This is a genomic window from Salinicola sp. DM10 (assembly GCF_017306975.2).
Classification (GTDB): domain Bacteria; phylum Pseudomonadota; class Gammaproteobacteria; order Pseudomonadales; family Halomonadaceae; genus Salinicola.
In genome coordinates, this window is record NZ_JAFLEN020000001.1 from 1,093,595 (window position 1) to 1,116,988 (window position 23,394).

General features: G+C 64.5%; 8 protein-coding genes. 1 reads left to right on the forward strand and 7 read right to left on the reverse strand.

What is annotated here, in order from left to right; genetic code table 11:
* Window positions 1–150: 150 nt before the first annotated feature.
* From ilvD to J0A90_RS04885, 7 genes are all read right to left on the reverse strand, one after another.
* On the reverse strand, window positions 151–2,001 hold the full coding sequence (ilvD, locus tag J0A90_RS04855) for a dihydroxy-acid dehydratase (protein ID WP_207031214.1): 1,851 nt from the start codon (window positions 1,999–2,001) through the stop codon (window positions 151–153).
* 133 nt (window positions 2,002–2,134) lie between these two features.
* On the reverse strand, window positions 2,135–3,046 hold the full coding sequence (gene epsC, locus J0A90_RS04860) for a serine O-acetyltransferase EpsC (RefSeq protein ID WP_207031216.1): 912 nt from the start codon (window positions 3,044–3,046) through the stop codon (window positions 2,135–2,137).
* Between the two features lie 181 nt (window positions 3,047–3,227).
* Entirely contained in the window at window positions 3,228–4,652 is a 1,425-nt protein-coding gene (cysN, locus tag J0A90_RS04865; protein ID WP_233076503.1) for a sulfate adenylyltransferase subunit CysN, read from the reverse strand.
* Window positions 4,653–4,817: 165 nt separating this feature from the next.
* Complete coding sequence (gene cysD, locus J0A90_RS04870; protein WP_233076505.1) at window positions 4,818–5,741, reverse strand: sulfate adenylyltransferase subunit CysD; 924 nt, start codon at window positions 5,739–5,741, stop codon at window positions 4,818–4,820.
* A gap of 183 nt (window positions 5,742–5,924) precedes the next feature.
* Window positions 5,925–6,647: a phosphodiesterase gene (locus J0A90_RS04875; RefSeq protein WP_207037304.1), complete on the reverse strand. Its 723-nt coding sequence runs from the start codon at window positions 6,645–6,647 to the stop codon at window positions 5,925–5,927.
* Window positions 6,647–7,093, reverse strand: a complete 447-nt coding sequence (locus J0A90_RS04880; protein ID WP_207037305.1) for a DUF1249 domain-containing protein — start codon at window positions 7,091–7,093, stop codon at window positions 6,647–6,649. Before J0A90_RS04880 ends, J0A90_RS04875 begins: the two co-directional genes overlap by 1 nt.
* A 43-nt stretch (window positions 7,094–7,136) precedes the next feature.
* The gene (locus J0A90_RS04885) at window positions 7,137–7,763 is read right to left on the reverse strand and encodes an NUDIX domain-containing protein (RefSeq protein ID WP_207037306.1); all 627 of its coding nucleotides are present in this window, start codon (window positions 7,761–7,763) and stop codon (window positions 7,137–7,139) included.
* Between the two features lie 471 nt (window positions 7,764–8,234).
* Here J0A90_RS04885 and J0A90_RS04890 point away from each other — a divergent pair, with 471 nt between their 5' ends.
* A complete protein-coding gene (locus tag J0A90_RS04890) occupies window positions 8,235–23,372 on the forward strand; it encodes an Ig-like domain-containing protein (protein ID WP_233076507.1) in 15,138 nt (5,045 codons plus the stop codon).
* Window positions 23,373–23,394: the final 22 nt, after the last annotated feature.

Genomic DNA, 23,394 nt, shown 5'->3' on the forward strand with positions numbered 1-23,394 from the left:
CATTTTGAACCGATTTTTAACGCTGCATGGGCGAGCGCAGTACTTTTCAGACAGTGCCTAGCAACAAGAACGCCCGCTGATAAGCGGGCGTTCTCACGCATGGCCACCAGACGCATTGAGTGAGTCTGGACAACCTTCTAGGTTTGCAGCCTAGCGCTCTTCGAGCTTGTCCAGATCGCGCACCGCACCGCGGTCGGCCGAGGTCGCCAGCATGGCGTAGGCCTTGAGCGCCGCGGAAACCTTGCGCTCGCGCTGAATCGTCGGCTTCCACGCCTTGGCGCCGCGATCCTCCATGGCCTGGCGGCGATGCGCCAGCTCCTCGGTGGAGAGCAGTACCTCGATGGTGCGATTGGGGATGTCGATACGGATGGTGTCGCCGCTCTCGACCAGCCCGATGGCCCCGCCGGCGGCAGCCTCCGGTGAGACGTGACCGATCGAGAGCCCCGAGGTACCGCCGGAGAAGCGGCCGTCGGTCATCAGCGCGCACGCCTTGCCGAGCCCTTTCGACTTCAGATAAGAGGTCGGGTAGAGCATCTCCTGCATGCCCGGGCCGCCCTTGGGCCCCTCGTAGGTGATGACCACCACTTCGCCCGCCTTCACCTGACCACCGAGAATGCGCTCGACCGCCTGGTCCTGGGATTCGACCACGTGGGCCGCCCCCTCGAACACCAGAATGGAGTCGTCGACGCCGGCCGTCTTCACCACGCAGCCGTTCTCGGCGATGTTGCCGTATAGCACGGCCAGGCCGCCCTCGCGCGAGAAGGCGTGCTCCAGGCTGCGGATACAGCCCTCGGCGCGGTCGCCGTCCAGCGACGGCCAGCGCGCCGCCTGCGAGAACGCCTGCTGGGTCGGCACGCCGCCGGGGCCGGCCTTGTAGAACTCGACCACTTCCGGGGTCGGGTTGCGCATGATGTCCCACTCGTCGAGCGCCGCCGCCAGGGAGTCGCCATAGACGGTGGGCACCGAGGTATCCAGCACCCCGGCACGGTCGAGCTCGCCCAGTATCCCCATGATGCCGCCGGCGCGGTGGCAATCCTCGATATGGTACTTCTGGGTGTTGGGCGCCAGCTTGCAAAGCTGCGGCACCTCCCGCGACAGGCGGTCGATATCGGCCATGGTGAAGTCGACCTCCGCCTCCTGCGCCGCCGCCAGCAGGTGCAGGATGGTGTTGGTCGAACCGCCCATGGCGATATCCAGCGTCATGGCGTTGCGGAAAGCGGTCTTGGAGCCGATGGCGCGCGGCAGCAGATGCGCCTCGTCGCCCTCGTAGTAGCGCTTGGCCAGCGAGACGATGCGCTCGCCCGCGGTCTCGAACAGCCGACGGCGGTCGGCGTGGGTGGCGAGCATGGTGCCATTGCCGGGCAGCGCCAGGCCCAGCGCCTCGGTCAGGCAGTTCATCGAGTTGGCGGTGAACATGCCCGAGCAGCTGCCGCAGGTGGGGCAGGCGCTGCGCTCGATCTCGGCGATCTCGTCATCGCTGTACTTGTCGTCGGCGGCGGAGATCATGGCATCGATCAGATCGAGGCCGTGGTCGAGCAGCTTGGTCTTGCCGGCTTCCATCGGACCGCCGGAGACGAAGATGGTCGGCACGTTGAGGCGCATGGCCGCCATCAGCATGCCGGGGGTGATCTTGTCGCAGTTGGAGATGCACACCAGCGCATCGGCACAGTGGGCGTTGACCATGTACTCGACGCTGTCGGCGATGATATCGCGGCTCGGCAGCGAATAGAGCATGCCGTCGTGGCCCATGGCGATACCGTCGTCGACCGCGATGGTATTGAACTCCTTGGCCACACCGCCGGCCTTTTCGATTTCACGCGCCACCAGCTGGCCCATGTCCTTCAGGTGCACGTGGCCAGGGACGAATTGGGTGAAGGAGTTGGCGACGGCGATGATCGGCTTGTGGAAGTCGTCGTCCTTCATCCCGGTGGCGCGCCACAGGGCGCGGGCACCGGCCATGTTGCGGCCCTGGGTGGTGGTTCGCGAGCGATACTCGGGCATGCTGTCCTCATCTGTCTGGGTCGGGGCCGGTCTCGCCGGGCCCGGGGCGTGTCAGGGTCTCAGCGGCGGGCGTCGAACGCCCGCACAGGACGACGCGGCGGCAGGGGTGCGCGTCGAAAGGTGTCGCTCAAGTTCAAGGACACGGACCACTCTGGATGTTCGCCTGAGTGATATTGCTGCCGGGTTCCACGCTGCAGGTGAGCCAGACGTTGCCCCCGATGATCGATCCCCGGCCGACGGTGATACGGCCAAGAATCGTGGCGCCGGCGTAGATCACCACGTCGTCCTCGACGATCGGGTGACGCGGCAGGCCCTTCTCCAGATGCCCCTTTTCGTCGGCCGGGAAGCGCTTGGCCCCGAGGGTCACCATCTGATAGAGGCGCACGCGGTCGCCGATGATCGCGGTCTCGCCGATCACCACGCCGGTGCCGTGATCGATGAAGAAGCCTTCACCGATCTGTGCGCCGGGGTGAATATCGATCCCGGTGTCGGAGTGGGCCAGTTCGGCAATGATCCGCGCCACCAGACCGGCGCCGGCGCGATAGAAGTAATGCGCGATCCGGTGGTAGATCACCGCATGCACGCCGGGATAGCAGAGCAGGACTTCGTCGACGCTGCGCGCGGCGGGGTCACCGTAGTAGGCCGCCATCACATCGCCATCGAGGCGCCGACGCAGCGCCGGCAGGCTGTCGGCGAAGCCCTGCACGATCTGATTGGCGCGCTCGGTGGGATCGCTGTCGCGCTCACCGTCCAGACGCGCCATGTAGCGCAGCTCCAGGAGCACCTCTTCGTGCAGCGCGTTGAGCGCCCGGTCGAGGGTGTGACCGACGTAGAAGTCCTCGCTCTCCTTGCGCAGATCCGATGGCCCCAGGCGCATCGGGAAGAGCGCGCCGCTGAGGACATCCAGGGTATCGCGCAGGCGATGCCGCGACGGCAGCTCGCGGCAGCCACGCTCTTTCTCGCGACCGTTCTGGGCGCGCCACTGTTCGCGGGTCGCGCGAAGCTGGGTGACGATGCCATCGAGCTGCCAGTTGACGTGTTGCATCAGCGTGTCCTTTGAATCTGCGCGCGGGCCGGAGCGATATCATACGACTCGAGGCCGCGTTGACCAACCACGGCGAGGGTCGCGCCCCCGGCGTGGCGGCCTCGCCCACCCGCGCAACGCAAAAAGGCGGCCCCGCTACCGGGGCCGCCATGGTGTACGACAGACGTCGCGTGGGCGCGTCTCAGCGCTTCAGCAGCTCGCGCACGTCCTTGGCTTCCCAGTGCGGGAAGTGCTTGCGGATCAGCGCGTTGAACTCGACCTCGAAGGCCTGCCAGTCGACCTCGCCGCTCACCTCGCGGCCCGCCGCCGCGCCGCGGATCAGCCCCGCGCCCACGGTGACGTTGCTCAGCCGATCGATCACCACGAAGCTGCCGGTCCCCGGGCTGCGCCGGTAGTCGTCCAGCGGCACGCTCGCGGTCAGCTCCACCCGGCAGCGCCCGATGGCGTTGAGCGCCAGCTGCTCCGCCGGCAGCTGCGCCAGGCTGTTGACGTCGATCTGATAGTCGATCTCCGCCACTCGCCCGGCCACTTCCTGGGTGCCCAGCTTGAAGTCGTAGAGCCGACCGGGTTCGAGGGCGTTCTCGTGCATCCACACGATGTCCGCCTCCAGCGCGCTGGCCTGGGTCACCTCGGCATCCGCCGCCACCAGCCAGTCACCGCGGGAAAGATCGATCTCGTCTTCCAGGGTCACCGTCACCGCCTGCCCGGGGTACGCCTCTTCGAGGTCGCCGTCGAAGGTGACGATACGCGCCACCCGCGAGCGCTTGCCCGAGGGCAGCGCCTTGACCGCCTGACCGGGGCGCAGGATGCCGGCCTCGAGCGTGCCGCAGTAGCCGCGGAAGTCGAGGTGCGGGCGGTTGACGTACTGCACCGGCAGACGCAGATCGGAGAGGTTGGCGTCGTGGGCGATCTCGACCGTCTCCAGCAACTCGAGTAACGGCGGACCGGCGTACCAATCCATCTGCTCGCTGGGGTTGACGACGTTGTCGCCCTCCAGCGCCGAGAGCGGCACGAAGCGGATGTCGCGGGCGTCGAGCTTTTCGGCGAAGGCGCGATACTCGGCGACGATCTCGTCGAAGCGCGCTTCGGCGTAGTCGACCAGATCCATCTTGTTGACCGCGATCACCAGGTGCTGGATACCCAGCAGGTCGGCGATGAAGCTGTGCCGGCGGGTCTGCGTCTGCACCCCGTGGCGGGCGTCGATCAGGATCACCGCGAGGCTGGCGGTGGAGGCACCGGTGGCCATGTTGCGGGTGTACTGCTCGTGCCCCGGGGTGTCGGCGATGATGAACTTGCGCTTGTCGGTGGAGAAGAAGCGGTAAGCGACATCGATGGTGATGCCCTGCTCGCGCTCCGACTGCAGGCCGTCGACCAGCAGCGCCAGGTCGACCTTGTCACCGGTGGTGCCGCTGGTCTTGGAGTCGCGGGTGATGGCGGCGAGCTGATCTTCGTAGATCATCTTGGAGTCGTGCAGCAGCCGCCCGATCAGGGTCGACTTGCCGTCATCGACGCTGCCGCAGGTGATGAAGCGCAGCAGATCCTTGTTCTCGTGCTCGTGCAGGTACTGCTCGATGTTGTCGGCGATGAGCGAAGACTGGTGGGCCATGTTGAAATCCCGAAATTCAAGAATCAGACGCTGAGCGAAAAGTCAGCGAGCGATGGCCAGACAAGGCGAACAGCGGCGAAAGCGCGGAGTTTACGGGGTGTAAATGAGCAGCTTGAGCCGATGTTCAACACCGTCTGGCCGAGCACAGCGAGTTTTCGCCAGCGGCTAGAAGTACCCCTCGCGTTTCTTTTTTTCCATCGAGCCGGCTTGATCGCGGTCGATGGCCCGACCCGAGCGCTCGCTGGTGCGGGTCAGCAGCATCTCCTGGATGATCTCGGGCAGCGTCGCCGCCCGCGACTCCACCGCCCCGGTGAGCGGATAGCAGCCAAGGGTGCGAAAACGCACCCACTTCTCTTCCGGCACTTCACCCGGTGCCAGTGGCAGGCGCTCGTCGTCGACCATCACCTGCATGCCGTCACGCTCGACCACCGGGCGCGGCGCGGCAAAGTAGAGCGGCACGATGGGGATCGATTCGAGATAGATGTACTGCCAGATATCCAGCTCGGTCCAGTTGGAGAGCGGGAAGACGCGGATCGACTCGCCCTGGTTGACCTTGCCGTTGTAGAGCCGCCACAGCTCCGGGCGCTGGTTCTTGGGGTCCCAGCGGTGGTGCTTGTCACGGAAGGAGTAGACCCGCTCCTTGGCCCGGGACGCTTCTTCATCGCGCCGCGCGCCGCCGAAGGCGGCATCGAAGCCGTACTTGTCCAGCGCCATCTTCAGCGACTGGGTCTTCATGATGTCGGTGTACTTGGCGCTACCGTGATCGAAGGGGTTGATGCCGGCGGCGCGCCCCTCCTCGTTGATGTGTTCGATCAGCTCCATGCCCACGCTGGCCGCCATGCGGTCGCGGAACTCGATCATCTCCTTGAACTTCCAGGTGGTGTTGACGTGCATCAGCGGAAACGGCGGCGTCCCCGGATAGAACGCCTTGCGCGCCAGATGCAGCATCACCGAGGAGTCCTTGCCGATCGAGTAGAGCATCACCGGGTTGCGGAACTCGGCCGCGACCTCACGGATGATGTGAATCGACTCCGCCTCGAGCTGCTTGAGGTGGGTTTGACGTTGTGCGCTAACCAATCGATCTGCCATGGGGGAATCTCGCTGTCACGTGCTTCGTGAAGGCACGGCTCGGAATCGTAGAGTCGTCACCCTAGCGAGAGATCGGTAATAACGTCAAAGAATGAAAGCTAATCTCAAAATCTGATTTAGTTATAAAGAAGCGCAGCCGGATGCTGCGCTTCACACCACGAAGGGCGCTGCCGCCGGGCGACGCTACAGCTCGACACGCTCGATCCAGGTCGACAGCCGATCGCCTTCGAGGTCGACCACGCGCAGCCCGGGGCGGGCGGCTTCGTCGACACTGAACTCGTGGCTACCGGGCAGGAACTGATCGGAGGTGGCGGGACATCCATAGACCGCCACCAGCCCTTGCCAGGCGGCAAAGGCCTGGTGGATGTGGCCGCACAGAACCGCCCGCACCTGCGGATAGGGCGCCAGGGTCTGCCAGAAAGCGTCACGATCCTCGAGACCTATCGCATCCATCCACACCGAACCGATGGCGAGCGGCGGATGATGCATCGCGATCAGCGTGGGCCTGTCGTCATCTTCGAGCTGCGCGGCCAGATGCTGTAGCTGGGTCTGCCCGACCGCCCCGCCCGGCTGCCCGCTGATTCGCGTGTCCAGCAGCAGGATGCGCCAGTGCTCGAGGTCGATCTCGTCCAGCGCCGGCTGCCACTCCGCCATCAGCTCGGGCTGATCGTGATTGCCGGGAATCCAGAACCAGGGGCAGCCCAACCGCGCGAAGGCCTCACTGGCCAGACGGTAGGTCACGGAGGTCTCGTCCTGGGAGACATCACCCGTGACCAACAGCACATCGGGACGCAGTTGGGCCGCCCGGCGCAATACGGCCTGGAGCTGTCGTAGCGGGAACCCCTTGCGCGAGGTGCCTTGGGGGTCGGCCAGCAGGTGGCAATCGGTAATCTGAATCACGCGCATCAGGGGGCTTCCGGGACACCGGCCGCGTGACCATGGGCGAGACCGTGCTGCAGCCACTCCCCCAGAAAGCGGTTGATCTGGAGCTTCTCGTCGGGCTGGTGCATGCGCGGATTGGGATAGCGATAACGCCCCTGGAAGTGGCGCTGGCGCTGAAAATCCGTGACCTCGGCCATATTGGCATCGTGATAGAGATGCACGGTCATGCGCGGCGAGTCGATGAAGCCATCCAGCACGCCAGTCTGCGAAACCCGGGCGATCGTGGTGTAGGGTGCCTGTTCCAGCACTTCGAGCCACAGCGTGCCGAAGCGCGCACGCTCCCCTGCCAGAGGCACTTCGCGCACCTCGCCCGCGGCCATGTCGGCCACCAGCCGGCACAGCCTCACGTAGTTGCTGCTGCACTCCGCCTGCAGTGCCTTGAGGTCGGTGACATAGGCGGTCTTGACCATATTTTTCTCCTGCTAGGGCCTGGCGTCGACCGCGATGAAGCCGCTATGACCGTGCTCTCAGCCCTGCGCGCTCGCGCGCCAGCCAGTGAAAACCGATCAACGCCATGGCATTGTCCAAATCACCCGCCATCAGCCGGTCCCAGGCTTCCGGGAACGGCATGACGTGAACCAGAATGTCTTCGTGCTCGATGTCGAGTCCGTGCACGCCGCCTACGCCCGAGCTATCGATCAAACCACAGAACATCGTCACTTGCTCGGTGCAGGCACCTGGACTGGGATAGTACCGGTGTAGCTCGATCAACTCATCAATCTCGCACCCGGCTTCTTCTTTAGCCTCACGGCGTGCCACCTCGGCCGGCGACTCACCGGCCTCGACCAGCCCCGCCACGGGCTCCAGTTTCCAGGGCGAGCGCGCGTCGTCGAGCGCTCCCGCCCGGATCTGCTCTACCAGCACGACGCGGTCGAGCGCCGGATCGTAGAGTAGTACCCCCACCGCATCGCGGCGAACATGGACCTCGCGGTCCATGGCCTCGCTCCAGCCGCCGTTGAAGAGGCGGTGACGCAGACGGCGCTTCTCCAGCGCAAAGAACCCGTCATAGATCAGCTCGGTTTCCAACCGCTCCACGTCATCGGCGTCGAACCGACCCGGCTCTTGGGGATGCTGCGCCATGCTTGTGCTCCTGTCATCGGTAGCCTCCCTCTATTGAGGCAGATAACCGGGTTTCCAACCACCGCTACCGGCGTGGCCAAGCCACTCGAGGTGATGCTTGCGCGCCAGCCGGGAAGAAAGCGCGCTCGGCCGACGCTAGTACGGCCAAGTGCATCAATGGCACCAGCACCTCGCCTACGTTTGTCAGGCTAGAGAAAGCGCCCCACCCAGTTAATAGAAACCTCTATCTCATCTACATATTTATACAATAACCCTGGTCAATTTTATTCAGAAACTACTAATAAGAAGAAGACGAGACTGTTTTTGAAAGAAAAATCCGACCCTTTACATCAGGTAACACTTATTTACCAATCACACCATTGAAGGGGCCGCACAGACAAACTAAGTGTAATTAGCAGCAACTAATAAGCATGACCTTACGCACTTATAATTCAAACATATAAATCATTATCTCACGCAGGGGTAAGCCACATGACCGTCTCCGCCAGGGTTAGCGCTCGCTCAGAAGATCTGAACCAGGCCCCGTTGATCAACGTCGATAACGGCACACTCTCACTCGAGCAGCCTAGCAACGTGCTGCTAAAGCTCTCTCCTGACCAGATCGGAGAAGTGGTACGCCAAGGCGACGACCTGATCGTAACGCTGTCAGATGGTCAGGTCCTGCGTATCACCGATTTCTACGGCTACGGCGAAACGGCCACCAGCCAACTTTATCTGCTGGGTGAGGATAACCAACTTTATCTGGCGGATCTCGGTGTTGCCCAGAGCAATGGTTTACTCGTTGCCGACTATATCCCGCTCGATGACAGTTCGGGCCTTCTCGCGCTCGCCGGCGATACCGCCGGTGGTGGCGGCCTTTCCGCCGCCGGCATCGCGGCCATCGCCGCCGGGGTGGGTGTAGCGGGTGCGGTGGCAGCAGGTAGTGGCGGTGGCGGCGGCGGCGGAAATGCCCCCGACGATGGTGGCAACAATGGCGGTGGTGGCGATGCCCCTGACGATGGTGGCAACGATGGCGGTGAGGGGAATGGCGGCGACACTCTACCGCCGAGCGCCCCGACACTGTCACTGGCCACCGATACCGGCGCAGATACCGATGACGGCATTACCGGGGACCCCACAGTCAACGTTTCGGGCCTTGAAGCCAACGCGACCTGGGAGTATTCCACGGACGGTGGTACGACCTGGGCCACAGGAACCGGCACCAGCTTCGAACTGCCGGCGGGAAGCTGCGCCGATGGTGCCATTCAGGTACGTCAGACCGATAGCGCTGGCAACACCAGCCCGGTCGGCAATCTAGGCGCCATTACCATCGATCTCAGCGCGCCCGCGGCGCCGGTCGTCAATCCGACCGACGGCGAGATCGTCACCGGCACGGCCGAAGCCGGCAGCACGGTGACCCTGACCGATGGCGACGGTAATCCCATCGGCTCCACCACCACCGATGCCAACGGCAACTGGTCGTTCCAGCCCGGCACCCCGCTCGCCGACGGCAGCGCGGTCAACGCCGTCGCCACGGATGCCGCCGGCAACGCCAGCGCACCGACCTCGGCCACCGTGGAGGGTGATCTCAACGACACCACCCCGCCGGCCGCACCGACCCTGACCACCGTCAGCGACGACGTCACGCCGCAGACCGGTGCGCTCGCCAGCGGCGACAGCACCAATGACACCACCCCGCGCTTCACCGGCCGCGCGGAAGCCGGCAGCACAGTGACGGTCTACGCCAATGGCGATGCAATCGGCACGACCAGCGCCGATACTCAGGGCAACTGGAGCTTCACGCCGGACGCACTGGCCCAGGGTGATTACGACTTCACCTTTACCGCCACCGATAGCGCCGGCAACGACTCGCCGGCCAGCGCCCCCTTCACCCTGACGGTCGATACCCAGCCGCCCGCGGCGCCGGTCGTCAATCCGACCGACGGCGAGATCGTCACCGGCACGGCCGAAGCCGGCAGCACGGTGACCCTGACCGATGGCGACGGTAATCCCATCGGCTCCACCACCACCGATGCCAACGGCAACTGGTCGTTCCAGCCCGGCACCGCGCTCGCCGACGGCAGCGCGGTCAACGCCGTCGCCACGGATGCCGCCGGCAACGCCAGCGCACCGACCTCGGCCACCGTGGAGGGTGATCTCAACGACACCACCCCGCCGGCCGCGCCGACCCTGACCACCGTCAGCGACGACGTCACGCCGCAGACCGGTGCGCTCGCCAGCGGCGACAGCACCAATGACACCACCCCGCGCTTCACCGGCCGCGCGGAAGCCGGCAGCACCGTGACGGTCTACGCCAATGGCAATGCAATTGGCACGACCAGCACCGATGCCCAGGGCAACTGGAGCTTCACGCCGGACGCACTGGCCCAGGGTGATTACGACTTCACCTTTACCGCCACCGATAGCGCCGGCAACGACTCGCCGGCCAGCGCCCCCTTCACCCTGACGGTCGATACCCAGCCGCCCGCGGCGCCGGTCGTCAATCCGACCGACGGCGAGATCGTCACCGGCACGGCCGAAGCCGGCAGCACGGTGACCCTGACCGATGGCGATGACAATGAACTCGCCACGGTGAACGTGGACCGCAATGGTAATTGGTCCTACGCACCGGATACGCCACTGGCCGATGGCAGTACCGTCACCGCCGTCGCAACGGATGCCGCCGGCAACGCCAGCGATCCCGGTAGCGCCACCGTCGACTCGGACCTGGTAGATAACCGTCCGCCGGCAGACCCGGTCATCATCACGTCTCTGGATACCGAAGCTCCCATCACCGGCGAAGTCGGAGATGGCGGTACCACCAACGACACCATGCCGACGCTGATTGGCACCGCAGAAGCGACCAACCGCGTACAGCTTTGGGCGGATAGTGGCAGCGGCATGCAAATGTTGGGAGAGACTCAAGCCGATAACTTCGGTAACTGGAGCTTCCGCATCCTTTCGCGGCTGGCCAGCGGCAACACCACTTTCCGGGCACTCTCTTTCGATCCCACGGGACAGACATCCCAGCCCAGCGGCCCATTCGCCATCAATGTGGACACCACTCCGCCTGACGCGCCCTCTATCGATACCGTGGTCGACGACGTCTCCCCCGCCGGCGACCTGGCCAGCGGTGACATCAGTAATGACAACACACCCGCACTAAGCGGCAGCGCAGAGCCCGGTAGTAGTATCAGCGTGTTCGCCGGCGGCGTGCTGCTGGGCAACACGATGACCGATGCCGAGGGCAACTGGTCGTTTACGCCAGATGCACTGGCTGACGGCAGCTATGACTTCACGGTCACCGCCACTGATGCGGCGGGCAATACATCTCAGGAGAGTGCAGCGTTCTCGCTGAACATCGATGCCACGGCCCCAACCGCACCGACGATCTCACTGGCCACTGATACCGGCGCGGATATCGCCGATGGCATCACCAACGATGCCACCGTGACTGTCGACGGCCTCGAAGCCAACGCCACCTGGGAGTACTCCACCGACGGCGGCACCACCTGGACCACGGGCACCGGCACCAGCTTCGAGCTGGGTGACGGGACCTATGCCGACGGTGATGTGCAAGTTCGCCAGACCGATGTCGCGGGCAACGTCAGCCCCGTCGATGCCTTGGGACCAATTACTGTCGACTTGAGCGACCCCCTTACACCGACGATTTCGCTGGCCACTGATACCGGCGCGGATATCACCGATGGCATCACCAACGATGCCACCGTGACTGTCGACGACCTCGAAGCCAACGCCGCCTGGGAATACTCCACCGACGGCGGCACCACCTGGGCCGCGGGAACCGGCACTAGCATCGAGCTGGCTGAGGGGGCCTACGCCGACGGTGCCGTGCAGGTCCGTCAGACCGATGTCGCAGGCAATGTCAGCCCCGTCGATGCCTTGGGACCGATCACGGTCGACTTGAGCGCGCCCACCGCACCGACGGTCGCTCTCCAAACCGATAGCGGTATCGATACCACCGATGGCATCACCAACGACGCCACTGTGACTGTCGACGGTCTCGAAGCCAACGCCACCTGGGAATACTCCACCGACGGCGGTACCACCTGGACCGCGGGCACTGGTACCAGCTTCGAGCTGGGTGAAGGCACCTATGCCGACGGTGCCGTGCAGGTCCGTCAGACCGATATCGCGGGCAACACCAGCCCAGTCGGCAACCTGGGCCCGGTCGTCGTGAACCTCAGCGCACCCACCGCACCGACGCTCTCGCTGGCCACTGATACCGGCGCGGATATCACCGATGGCATCACCAACGATGCCACCGTGACTGTCGACGGCCTCGAAGCCAACGCCACTTGGGAATACTCCACCGACGGCGGCACCACCTGGACCACGGGCACCGGCACCAGCTTCGAGCTGAGTGAAGGGACTTATGCCGATGGCGCCGTACAGGTTCGCCAGACCGATATCGCGGGCAATGTCAGCCCTGTCGATACCTTGGGGCCAATTACTGTCGACTTGAGCGAGCCCCTCGCCCCGACGATCTCGCTGACCAACGATACCGGCGCGGATATCGCCGATGGCATTACCAACGACGCCACGGTCAATGTCGACGGCCTCGAAGCCAACGCCACCTGGGAGTACTCCACCGATGCTGGTACCACCTGGACCGCTGGCACCGGTACCAGCTTCGAGTTGGGTGAAGGGACCTATGCCGACGGTGCCGTGCAGGTCCGTCAGACCGATATCGCGGGCAACACCAGCCCGGTTGGCAACCTGGGCCCGGTCGTCGTGGACATCAGCGCTCCAGCTGCGCCAACGATCTCACTGGTCACTGATACCGGCGCGGATATCGCCGATGGCATCACTAACGATGCCACCGTGACTGTCGACGGCCTCGAAGCCAACGCCATCTGGGAATACTCCACCGACGCTGGTACCACCTGGACCACGGGCACTGGTACCAGCTTCGAGCTGGGTGAAGGGACCTACGCCGATGGCGATGTGCAGGTGCGCCAGAACGATGTCGCCGGCAACACTAGTCCGGTAGATAGTCTGGGCCCGGTCGTCGTGAACCTCAGCGCACCCACCGCACCGACGCTCTCGCTGGCCACTGATACCGGCGCGGATATCACCGATGGCATCACCAACGATGCCACCGTGACTGTCGACGGCCTCGAAGCCAACGCCACCTGGGAATACTCCACCGACGGCGGCACCACCTGGACCACGGGCACTGGTAACAGCTTCGAGTTGGGTGAAGGGACCTACGCCGATGGCGATGTGCAGGTCCGTCAGACCGATATCGCGGGCAACACCAGCTTGGTTGGCAACCTGGGCCGGGTCGTCGTGGACCTCAGCGCACCGACCGCACCGACTCTCTCGCTGGCCAACGACACCGGCGCGGATATCACCGATGGCATCACCAACGATGCCACGGTCAATGTCGAAGACCTCGAAGCCAACGCCACCTGGGAGTACTCCACCGACGGTGGCACGACCTGGACCACGGGCACCGGCACCAGCTTCGAGCTGGGTGAAGGGACTTATGCCGATGGCGATGTGCAGGTGCGCCAGACGGACGTCGCGGGCAACACCAGCCTGGTTGGCAACCTGGGCCCGGTCGTCGTGGATCTCAGCGCTCCAGCTGCGCCAACGATCTCGCTGGCCACTGACACCGGCGCGGATATCACCGATGGCATTACCAACGATGCCACCGTGACTGTCGACGGTCTCGAAGCCAACGCCACCTGGGAGTACTCCACCGACGGCGGCACCACCTGGACCACGGGCACCGGCACCAGCTTCGATCTGGATGAAGGGACCTACTCCGATGGAGATGTGCAGGTGCGTCAGACCGATGTCGCCGGCAATATCAGCACTATCGATAGCCTGGGGCCGATCACGGTCGACTTGAGCGCACCTGTCGCACCAACGATCTCGCTGGCCAGCGATACCGGCGCGGATATCGCCGACGGCATTACCAACGACGCCACCGTGACTGTCGACGGCCTCGAAGCCAACGACACCTGGGAATACTCCACCGACGCTGGCACCACCTGGACCACGGGCACCGGCACCAGCTTCGAGTTGGCTGAAGGGACCTATGCCGATGGCGATGTGCAGGTCCGCCAGACCGATATCGCGGGCAACACCAGCCCGGTTGGCAACCTGGGCCCGGTCGTCGTGGATCTTAGCGCCCCCCTCGCACCGACAATCTCGCTGGCCACTGATACCGGCGCGGATATCGCCGATGGCATTACCAACGATGCCACGGTCAATGTCGATGGCCTGGAAGCCAACGCCACCTGGGAGTACTCCACCGACGCTGGTACCACCTGGACTACCGGAACCGGCACCAGCTTCGAGTTGGGTGAAGGGACCTACGCCGATGGCGATGTGCAGGTGCGTCAGACCGATGTCGCCGGCAATATCAGCCCTGTCGATGCTTTGGGACCAATTACTGTCGACTTGAGCGCCCCCCTCGCACCGACGATCTCGCTGGCCACTGATACCGGCGCGGATATCGCCGATGGCATTACCAACGATGCCACGGTCAATGTCGATGGCCTGGAAGCCAACGCCACTTGGGAGTACTCCACCGACGGCGGCACCACCTGGACTACCGGAACCGGCACCAGCTTCGAGCTGGGTGAAGGGACTTATGCCGATGGCGATGTGCAAGTTCGCCAGACCGATGTCGCGGGCAACGTCAGCCCGGCCGATGCATTGGGACCAATTACGGTCGACTTGAGCGCACCGACCGCACCGACGCTCTCGCTGGCCACTGACACCGGCGCGGATATCGCCGACGGCATTACCAACGATGCCACCGTGACTGTCGACGGCCTGGAAGCCAACGCCACCTGGGAGTACTCCACCGACGCTGGTACCACCTGGACTACCGGAACCGGCACCAGCTTCGAGTTGGGTGAAGGGACCTATGCCGATGGCGATGTGCAGGTGCGCCAGACCGATGTCGCCGGCAACGTCAGCCCCGTCGATGCTTTGGGACCAATTACTATCGACTTGAGCGCGCCCACCGCACCGACGCTCTCACTGGCCACTGATACCGGCGCGGATATCGCCGATGGCATTACCAACGATGCCACCGTGACTGTCGACGGCCTGGAAGCCAACGCCACTTGGGAGTACTCCACCGACGGCGGCACCACTTGGACCACTGGCACTGGTACCAGCTTCGAGCTGGATGAAGGCACCTATGCCGATGGCGATGTGCAGGTGCGTCAGACCGACGTCGCGGGCAACGTTAGCCCTATCGATAGTCTAGGACCGATCACGGTCGACTTGAGCGCCCCCCTCGCACCGACAATCTCGCTGGCCACTGATACCGGCGCGGATATCGCCGATGGCATTACCAACGATGCCACGGTCAATGTCGATGGCCTGGAAGCCAACGCCACCTGGGAGTACTCCACCGACGCTGGTACCACCTGGACTACCGGAACCGGCACCAGCTTCGAGTTGGGTGAAGGGACCTATGCCGATGGCGATGTGCAGGTGCGCCAGACCGATGTCGCGGGCAACGTCGGCCCCGTCGATGCCTTGGGGCCAATTACTGTCGACTTGAGTGCACCTGTCGCACCGACGATCTCGCTAGCCACTGACACCGGCGCGGATATCGCCGATGGCATTACCAATGACGCCACAGTGACTGTCGACGGCCTGGAAGCCAACGCCACTTGGGAGTACTCCACCGACGGTGGCACCACCTGGACCACGGGCACTGGTACCAGCTTCGAACTGGCTGAAGGCACCTATGCCGATGGCGATGTGCAGGTCCGCCAGACCGATGTGGCGGGTAATAGCAGCGTAGGCAATCTCGACCAGGTCACTATCGACCTCACACCGCCTCCCGCGCCTACCATCGATCCGACCAACGGGCAGATCATCACCGGCTCTGCCGAACCCAATAGCACGATCACATTGACCGATGGCGACGAAACGTTCCTAGGTGAGGTCACCGCCAATGCCAACGGTGACTGGTCGTTCCAGCCAGCGACTCCCCTCGCCGACGCGACGCAGGTGCAGGCGACGGCGACAGACGTGGCGGGCAATATCGGCGGTACCGACTCTCAAAATGTGGATGTCGACCTCGACGATACGACGCCACCGCCTACACCCATGATCGACTTCGCGGTCGACGACGTGGACCCTGTCGGAAATCTCGCCAATGGCGACAGCACCAACGACACGACGCCCACCTTGAGAGGGAGCGCGGAAGCTAGCAGCACCGTCACGATTTTCCTGGGAGGTATCCAGCTAGACACGGTAATCGCTGATGACACCGGCAACTGGAGTTACACACCGGCAGCGCTTGGCGAGGGCAATTATGACTTCACGGTCACAGCAACCGACGCTGCGGGCAACACGTCTCAAGAGAGCGCTCCATTCTCACTGAGCATCGACCTTAGCGCCCCCCTCGCACCGACGATCTCACTGGCCACTGACACCGGCGCGGATATCGCCGACGGCATCACCAACGACGCCACGGTCAATGTCGACGGCCTGGAAGCCAACGCCACCTGGGAGTACTCCACCGACGGTGGTACCACCTGGACTACCGGAACCGGCACCAGCTTCGAGCTGGGTGAAGGGACTTATGCCGATGGCGATGTTCAGGTCCGCCAGACCGATATCGCGGGCAACGTCAGCCCGGTCGATGCCTTGGGGCCGATCACGGTCGACTTGAGCGCACCTGTCGCGCCGACGATCTCACTGGCCAATGACACCGGCGCGGATATCGCCGATGGCATCACCAACGATGCCACGGTCAATATCGACGGCCTGGAAGCCAACGCCACCTGGGAGTACTCCACCGACGGTGGTACCACTTGGACTACCGGAGCCGGCACCAGCTTCGAGCTAGGTGAAGGGACCTATGCCGATGGCGATGTGCAGGTACGCCAGACCGATGTCGCCGGCAACATCAGCCCTGTCGATAGCCTGGGGCCGATCACGGTCGACTTGAGCGCGCCCACCGCGCCGACGCTCTCGCTGGCCACTGACACCGGCGCGGATATCGCCGATGGCATTACCAACGATGCCACCGTGACTATCGACGGCCTGGAAGCCAACGCCACCTGGGAGTACTCCACCGACGGCGACACCACCTGGACCACGGGCACCGGCGCCAGCTTCGAGCTGGATGAAGGGACCTATGCCGATGGCGATGTGCAGGTACGCCAGACCGACATCGCGGGCAACACCAGCTTGGTTGGCGACCTGGGCCCGGTCGTCGTGGACCTCAGTGCGCCCCTCGCACCGACAATTTCGCTAGCCAGCGATACCGGCGCGGATATCGCCGATGGCATTACCAACGATGCCACCGTGACTGTCGACGGCCTGGAAGCCAACGCCACCTGGGAGTACTCCACCGACGGCGGCAACACCTGGAGCGCTGGCACCGGCGCCAGCTTCGAGTTGGCTGAAGGCACCTATGCCGATGGCGATGTGCAGGTCCGCCAGACCGATGTCGCCGGCAATATCAGCCCTGTCGATGCTTTGGGACCAATTACTGTCGACTTGAGCGCTCCCCTCGCACCGACGGTTTCGCTGGCCACTGACACCGGCGCGGATATCGCCGACGGCATTACCAACGACGCCACCGTGACTGTCGACGGCCTCGAAGCCAATGCCACTTGGGAGTACTCCACCGATGCTGGTACCACCTGGACCACGGGCACTGGTACCAGCTTCGAGTTGGGTGAAGGCACCTATGCCGATGGCGATGTGCAGGTTCGCCAGACCGACGTTGCGGGCAACGTCAGCCCTGTCGATAGTCTGGGCCCGGTCGTCGTGGACCTCAGCGCCCCGACTGCACCAACGCTCTCGCTGGCCACTGACACCGGCGCGGATATCGCCGACGGAATTACCAACGACGCCACCGTGACTGTCGACGGCCTCGAAGCCAACGCCACCTGGGAGTACTCCACCGACGGCGGCAACACCTGGAGCGCTGGCACCGGCGCCAGCTTCGAGTTGGCTGAAGGGACCTATGCCGATGGCGATGTGCAGGTCCGCCAGACCGATGTCGCCGGCAATGTCAGCCCGGCCGATGCCTTGGGACCAATTACGGTCGACTTGAGCGCACCGACCGCACCGACGCTCTCGCTGGCCAATGACACTGGCGCGGATATCACCGACGGCATCACCAACGACGCCACGGTCAATGTCGATGGCCTCGAAGCCAACGCCACCTGGGAGTACTCCACCGACGCTGGTACGACCTGGACGACTGGCACCGGCACCAGCTTCGAGCTGGGTGAAGGCACCTATGCCGATGGCGCCGTACAGGTACGCCAGACCGATGTCGCGGGCAACACCAGCTTGGTTGGCGACCTGGGCCCGGTCGTCGTGGACCTTAGCGCGCCCACCGCGCCGACGATTTCGCTAGTCAACGACACCGGCGTGGATATCGCCGATGGCATTACCAACGATGCCACGGTCAATGTCGACGGCCTGGAAGCCAACGCCACCTGGGAGTACTCCACCGACGGCGGCAACACCTGGAGCGCTGGCACCGGCGCCAGCTTCGAGCTGGATGAAGGGACCTATGCCGATGGCGATGTGCAGGTGCGCCAGACCGATATCGCGGGTAACACCAGCCCAGTCGATACCTTGGGGCCGATCACGGTCGACTTGAGCGAGCCCCTCGCACCAACGATCTCGCTGGCCACTGACACCGGCGCGGATATCACCGATGGCATCACCAATGACGCCACCGTGACTGTCGACGGCCTCGAAGCCAACGCCACCTGGGAGTACTCCACCGACGGCGGCACCACCTGGACCACGGGCACCGGCACCAGCTTCGAGCTGGGTGAAGGCACCTACGCCGATGGCGATGTGCAGGTGCGCCAGACCGACGTTGCGGGCAACGTCAGCCCTGTCGATAGTCTGGGTCCGGTCGTCGTGGACCTCAGTGCCCCGATCGCACCGACGCTCTCGCTGGCCACTGATACCGGCGCGGATATCGCCGATGGCATCACCAATGACGCCACCGTGAGTGTTGACGGTCTCGAAGCCAACGCCACCTGGGAGTACTCCACCGACGGCGACACCACCTGGACCACGGGCACCGGCACCAGCTTCGAGTTGGGTGAAGGCACCTATGCCGATGGCGATGTGCAGGTTCGCCAGACCGACGTCGCGGGCAATGTCAGCCCAGTCGGCAACCTGGGCCGGGTCGTCGTGGATCTTAGCGCCCCCCTCGCACCGACGATTTCGCTGGCCACTGACACCGGCGCGGATATCGCTGATGGAATCACCAACGATGCCACCGTGACTGTCGATGACCTGGAAGCCAACGCCACCTGGGAGTACTCCACCGATGCTGGTATCACCTGGACCACGGGCACTGGTACCAGCTTCGAGTTGGGTGAAGGCACCTATGCCGATGACGATGTGCAGGTCCGCCAGACCGACGTCGCCGGTAACACCAGCCCTGTCGATAGTCTGGGCCCGGTCGTCGTGGACCTAAGCGCACCCACAGCACCGACGCTCTCACTGGCCACTGATACCGGCGCGGATATCGCCGATGGCATCACCAATGACGCCACCGTGACTGTCGATGGCCTCGAAGCCAACGCCACCTGGGAATACTCCACCGACGGCGGCACCACCTGGACCACGGGCACCGGCACCAGCTTCGAGCTGGGTGAAGGGGCCTACGCCGACGGTGCCGTACAGGTCCGTCAGACCGATATCGCGGGCAACACCAGCTTGGTTGGCAACCTGGGCCCGGCCGTCGTGGACCTCAGTGCCCCGACCGCACCGACGATCTCGCTGGCCACAGATACCGGCGCGGACATCGCTGATGGCATCACCAACGACGCCACCGTGACCGTGGATGGCCTCGAAGCCAACGTCACCTGGGAATACTCCACCGACGGCGGTACCACCTGGACCACCGGAACCGGCACCAGCTTCGAGCTGGGTGAAGGGACCTACGCCGATGGCGATGTGCAGGTGCGCCAGTCCGACGTCGCCGGCAATGTCAGCCCCGTCGATGCATTGGGACCAATTACGGTCGACTTGAGCGCACCGACCGCACCGACGCTCTCGCTGGCCACTGACACCGGCGCGGATATCGCCGACGGCATTACCAACGACGCCACCGTGACTGTCGATGGCCTCGAACCCAACACCACCTGGGAATACTCCACTGACGGCGGTGCCACCTGGACCACGGGCACCGGCACCAGCTTCGAGCTGGGTGAAGGGACCTATGCCGACGGTGCCGTGCAGGTCCGTCAGACCGATATCGCGGGCAACACCAGCCCGGTTGGCAACCTGGGCCCGGTCGTCGTGGATCTCAGCGCCCCGACTGCACCAACGATCTCTCTGGCCACTGATACCGGCGCGGATATCACCGACGGCATCACCAACGACGCCACGGTCAATGTCGACGGCCTCGAAGCCAACGCCACCTGGGAGTACTCCACCGACGCTGGTACCACCTGGACCACGGGCACCGGCGCCAGCTTCGAGCTGGGTGAAGGCACCTATGCCGATGGCGCCGTACAGGTACGCCAGACCGACGTCGCGGGCAACATCAGCCCAGTCGGCAACCTGGGCCCAGTGCAGGTGGATCTCACGGCACCCACCGTCGAAGACACCGCGGTACCGATCTCGGAGTCCGAGCTGTTCTTCGTCCCCGCCATCACCACCACCGGCACGCTCGATTTTGCCACTGGCAGCGGCGTGGGTGAGCTGGATATCAGCGCCCCGAGCGGTATCACCAGCGCTGGCGTCAGCGTGAGCTGGAGCCTCACCGAGAACAACGGCACCTATCGCCTGAGCGGCAGTGCCGGCGGCGCCGAGGTCGCGGTGCTCGAGATCACCAGCGACGGCAGCTACACCTTCACGCAATCGCGTCCGTTCGATCATCTCGCAGCAGGCGCGGACGTGCTCAGCCTTGGCTTCGATATCGCGGTCACCGACCTGACCGGCAATCTCGGCAGCGGCACGCTGACCTTCGATGTCGAGGATGCCACCCCGACCGCGGCAGCGGATCAGGTCTTCGGCCTGGGTACGGAGGGCACCTCGGCGAGCGGCACCCTGGTGGCCAGTTTCGGCGCCGATGGCGGCTATGTGCAGAGCCTCGGTATCGGCGGCTACACACTGACCTATGACCCGGACAGCGCCAGTGTCACCACCAGCGGTAGCGATACCTTCGCACTGCAGCAGAGCTTCGATGCCGACAGCGGCCAGTTGACGATCGAGATCGGCAACGCCGAGACGCTGATCGTGGACATGACCACCGGCGAGTATCAGTACGGCAGCGTGGCATTGGGTAGCGCACCACAGGTCAGCCTCGATCCGTCGAACGATCTGCTAGGCCTGGTCGGCGTGGATGCGGTCGGCGGGCTGGTCTCCAACAGCAGCAACCAGGCCTTCCAAGTATCGGACCCGGACAACGACACCACGCGGGTCGCCATCAATACCGCGACCGGCAGCCTGCTGGGCCTGAACATCGCGGTCGGCAATGCCAGCCTGGCCTTCACCTACTCGCAGACCCTGGCCCAGGCGTTGGGCGTCGATGTCCAGCTGACCAGCAATATCCAGCAGACCACGGTCCTCGGCATCAGGATCATTTCGTCGATGAACGCCTCGATCACTCTGACCGGGCTCAATGGCGGCACCATCAGCAACCAGCAGCTCAACGCCCTGCTCTCGACCGTCCGGCTCGAGCAGTCCGGGGTCAATATCCTCTCGCTGACCGGCTCGTCGCTGTCGCTCTCCGCCACCGACGCCGCCGGCAATACCAGTACCACCTCCGACACCAGCGGGCTCAACGTCGATCTACTGACCGGTAGTGGGGGTGGAGCAGGCAGCATCATCGACCCGACCGCCACCGCTGGCGACGACGTGCTGGTGGTCGCCAGCGCCAGCGGCAGCCTCTCCGGTGGCGAGGGCAATGACTGGCTGCTGGGCGGTACCGGCGCCAACACCCTGATCGGCGGCGCGGGTAACGATGTGGTCATCGGCGGACGTGGCAACGACACCCTGACCGGCGGCGCGGGCAACGACACCTTCCTGTGGCAGTCCGGAGATGCCGGTAGCGTCGGCGCCGCCGCCACCGACACCATCACCGACTTCAGCGCGCAACCCGTGCGCGGTGGCGGTGATCGGCTCGATCTGCGCGGCCTGCTGGAGGGCGGCCGCGCCCGCGGCACCACCGCCGGCAACCTCACCAGCTACCTCTTCTTCGCCCTGGTCGGCGGCACCACCGTGCTCTACGTGAGTTCCGAGGGAGCGTTCGCCGACGGCATCACCGAAGCCTCGGCGCAGGCACAGGCGGATCAGGTGATTCGCATCGAAGGTAGCGATCTGGTAGGCGAGTTCGGCGCCAACCAGGCGGCGATCATCAACAATCTGCTGGCCAACGGCAATCTGCTGGTCAATCGCGAGACCGTCGATTCCAGCGCCGAGCTGCCGGACCAGACCGTGGTCGACGCGACGGTGGTCGATGGTGACGGCGACACCGACACCACCACCGTGACCGTCGATCGCAACAGCACCGACAGTACCAGCGCCAACGCGCCCATCGTGCAGGCCGACGATGGTTCCCTGCTGGGGCTGCTCGGTGTCGAGGCGCTCGGCATCATCGACCTCGATCAACAGTCGTTCATCGCGCTGGACCCCGATAACGACCTGCGACAGGTGGAGATCACCTATCAGGCACTCGCCGCGCTCTCCCTCGGCAGCGTCGCCTTTACCTACTCGACGGCGATGGCGCAGGCCTTCGGCTATCAGGTGAACGTAGAGACCGGCGCCCTCGCCGGGGTGCTGGTGCCTAATACCACCATCACCATCACTGCGCGCGACGGCGGCACGCTCGACAACCTGGAGATCAACGAATTCCTCGCCACACTGCAGCTCGACACCGGCTCGCTCGATCTAGCCGGGCTGAATCTGGACGCCGGCTTGAGCGCGCTGGGGAGTTTTACCGTCGCCGCCACGGATATCTCCGGCACCACCACCGCAGATGCCGCCGGCAACCTGGTCAGTCTCCAGGCGATCAACCGCCTGCTGGGACTGGATGGCAGCGACTTCCTGCTCGAAGGTGGCAGCGGCAACGACGTGCTGAACGCCGCTGACAGCGGCCAGCGGCTCTACGGCTACGCCGGCAATGACACCCTCAACGGTGGTGATGGCAATGATCTGCTGAACGCCGGCTCCGGCAATAACGTGCTCAACGGCGGCGCCGGCAACGATCTCCTGATCGGCGGCAACGGCGCCGACACCCTTGATGGCGGCACCGGCGACGACACCATCGTGGTCAGCGGCAACGCCTTCGCCTCGGTCGACGGTGGCGACGGCTTCGACACCCTGGTCCTGGATGGCGGTATCGATCTCGACATGATCGCGGGCGGCATCGGATCGATCGGCAACATCGAGCGGCTCGATCTGGGCAGCGGCGATGGCAGCAGTCGCGCCACGCTCAGCGCTCAGAACGTGCTCGACATGACCGACGACGACAACGTGCTGCAGATCACCGGCGACGAGCAAGACACCCTGAGCGTTCAGGGCGCCACGCTCACCGGCAGCGTGACGCTGGAGGGAACCGCCTATGACCAATACACCTTTGGCGACGCCACGCTGCAGGTGGAACACAACACCATCGTCGTGGAGACCTGAATCGGCCGCGTGACTAGCGCAA

Coding starts and splice junctions, on each gene's coding strand:
- ilvD (WP_207031214.1), bottom strand. CDS start 2,001: ATGCCCGAGTATCGCTCGCGAACCACCACCCAGGGCCGCAACATGGCC.
- epsC (WP_207031216.1), bottom strand. CDS start 3,046: ATGCAACACGTCAACTGGCAGCTCGATGGCATCGTCACCCAGCTTCGC.
- cysN (WP_233076503.1), bottom strand. CDS start 4,652: ATGGCCCACCAGTCTTCGCTCATCGCCGACAACATCGAGCAGTACCTG.
- cysD (WP_233076505.1), bottom strand. CDS start 5,741: ATGGCAGATCGATTGGTTAGCGCACAACGTCAAACCCACCTCAAGCAG.
- J0A90_RS04875 (WP_207037304.1), bottom strand. CDS start 6,647: ATGCGCGTGATTCAGATTACCGATTGCCACCTGCTGGCCGACCCCCAA.
- J0A90_RS04880 (WP_207037305.1), bottom strand. CDS start 7,093: ATGGTCAAGACCGCCTATGTCACCGACCTCAAGGCACTGCAGGCGGAG.
- J0A90_RS04885 (WP_207037306.1), bottom strand. CDS start 7,763: ATGGCGCAGCATCCCCAAGAGCCGGGTCGGTTCGACGCCGATGACGTG.
- J0A90_RS04890 (WP_233076507.1), top strand. CDS start 8,235: ATGACCGTCTCCGCCAGGGTTAGCGCTCGCTCAGAAGATCTGAACCAG.